2 protein-coding genes are annotated in these 2,318 nt (G+C 36.2%); both read left to right on the forward strand.

All coding sequences use genetic code 11. The annotated features are described in order from the left end of the window. Nucleotides 1-1,207 (forward strand): hypothetical protein (locus tag SLH46_RS21575; protein ID WP_320283299.1); only part of this gene is annotated, 1,207 nt, incomplete at its 5' end. 28 nt (nucleotides 1,208-1,235) lie between these two features. Further along, a partial coding sequence (locus SLH46_RS21580) for a hypothetical protein (RefSeq protein WP_320283300.1) occupies nucleotides 1,236-2,318 on the forward strand: 1,083 nt, incomplete at its 3' end.

The following is a 2,318-nucleotide window of genomic DNA, read 5'->3' on the forward strand; positions in this document are numbered from 1 at the left end:
TAGCGAAAGCGTTTATCAGGATTATATATATTATTCCAATCCGATAATGGATAAAAATCTGACTTTCGGCCATGGCTACGAGCGAGTTGAAATATCCCATAATTATATGCGATCTGGTTCGCCAAGCGGCGATGCATTAAAAAGCTACAAAGAAGTAAAAAGCTTTAATCTTTTAAGACTCAATAATACAATAGTTCCAAAACTTACTGAGGTTAAACTTATTGACGGGAATTCAAATCTGGTAAAACGGATTGAAAATACATACATTGAAGGCACAAGTACAACACAGGTAGATGGATGGTCTATCACTGAAGCATTTGCAAGGGAAGGACTGGTTTCTGGCTGTGACGTCGGGGAATTTTTCGAGTTTTCAGGAGAAACCTATTATGGTGAGATATATAAGGACATCCATTGTACTTCGCATGGAACTGTAATTCTAGATAAAACCACAACAGTAGATTATTTCAACTCAGCTGCTGATAGCATTAAAGTGCTCGAAGATTTTGATTATAATACAAACCTTCAGGTTGAAAGAGTTACAAAGGATGAAGACAACCAAAAAGAAACACTACTAACTTATATTACATATCCTGATGATTATCCAACTGACAATACCCTAATTACATTAAATAATAACCATTTAGTGGGATTGCCAGTTACTATAACCCAAAAGAGGAAAATCAATTCAACCGAATATGTGTCAAATAAAAGAAAGTACTTATACGACACTTCTGGTAATATTATTAAGGACTATAATTTTGATGATGGATACTCAGACGATTTAGATCTGAACAATGAAATAACTTATTTGTCGGGTACAAAAAAAATAAGGGAGATTAAATCGCCGGGAAGCGAATATGTCACTTATTTGTGGTCGTACGGAAAAACAAAGCCTGTGGCTAAAATTGAGAATGCTTCCTATTCAGCGGTATCTTCAAAAACTGGAGCTTCGTTGATTTCAAACCTCGAAAATGCTACAACACAATCAAGTATCGATTCGTACCTAAGTCAGGTGAGAAGTAGCCTAAGTAGCCTTTCCAATATTTTAGTAACTACCTATAAATACAGGCCTTTATTCGGAATCGACGAAGTTATTGATCCAACCGGAGTTAAAACAAGCTATACATATGATGAGTATGGGCGCTTACTTGAAGTTAAAAACGACGACTCTCAGATTTTAAACAGGTACCAATACAACTATAAATAATCCATCCTAAATACTAAAATAATTAGAAATGAAACGTTTAATAATATCTCTGGCTATTATAATAACAGGCTTTTGCGCCTTTAGCCAACAAATGGAATTCGACTGGATTACACAAGCAGGTGGTCCCGGGTGGGATATTGTAACCGATATTAACGAATTACCTAATGGTAATCTGGCTGTTGTCGGTACTTTTTACGAATCAATCAATTTTCCTAACGATACGCTCTACTCAAAAGGTAGCCGCGACATCTTTATAGCAAAGTATGCCCCCGATGGAAGTTTGCAACAACTGACTTCAATAGGGGGGCAAGGCTATGACTATGTAAAAACATTGGAAATATTTGGTGAAAATGAACTGATTCTTCCAATAAAATTCTATCAGGACCTGGAAATATCGGGCAAAACCTTCGAAAGTAATTTTTCAAATAATTTCCTTATTAGCTGGCTCGACCAGAACTTGACTTTAACTAACAGCTTTTTGTTGGGAAGTACTAAAGAGTTCGACATTAGTAGCATACAAGCTGAGCCTGATGGTGGATGTTTATTTACTGGCTGGTTTTCTGACACATTGATGGTTGAAAATATAGTTTATGAGGCAAAGGCTGAAAAAGACATTTTTGTGGGCAAGCTTAATGCGAATGGTGGGCTATTATGGTTAAAACATTTTCAGGGAGAAGGTAATGATATTGCGACTAATATTATATCAACACCAGAGAATGTCAGTTTATTAATAGGAACGACAACCAAAGGATGCTTCGATGTGGAAAACAATCCGAAGTTTAAAGGGGATAAGTATACCCACATATTTTTAGTTGAGTTAGACTCGCTTGGGAATACTCAAACAATAAGCTATCCGTTTTCAGGTGTTGAAATTGAACCAGTTGATGCACTGGTTGATAGTAATTCAGTTCTGTTTCTGGCAAACATTAAAAATCCTGTTTACACTGCGAGAAATGAAAAAATAAGCCCGATAGAAAACAGCGATATCCTACTTATTAAGGTGGACAGAAATAGTCAAGAAACCGAATACTTTCTGTTAGGTGGAACCAGTAATGATTTGGCTGATGGATTAATTAAATCCGGTGAGAATATTCTGGTGACAGGTTTGTTT

Source organism: Draconibacterium sp. IB214405 (assembly GCF_033963885.1).
GTDB lineage: Bacteria > Bacteroidota > Bacteroidia > Bacteroidales > Prolixibacteraceae > Draconibacterium.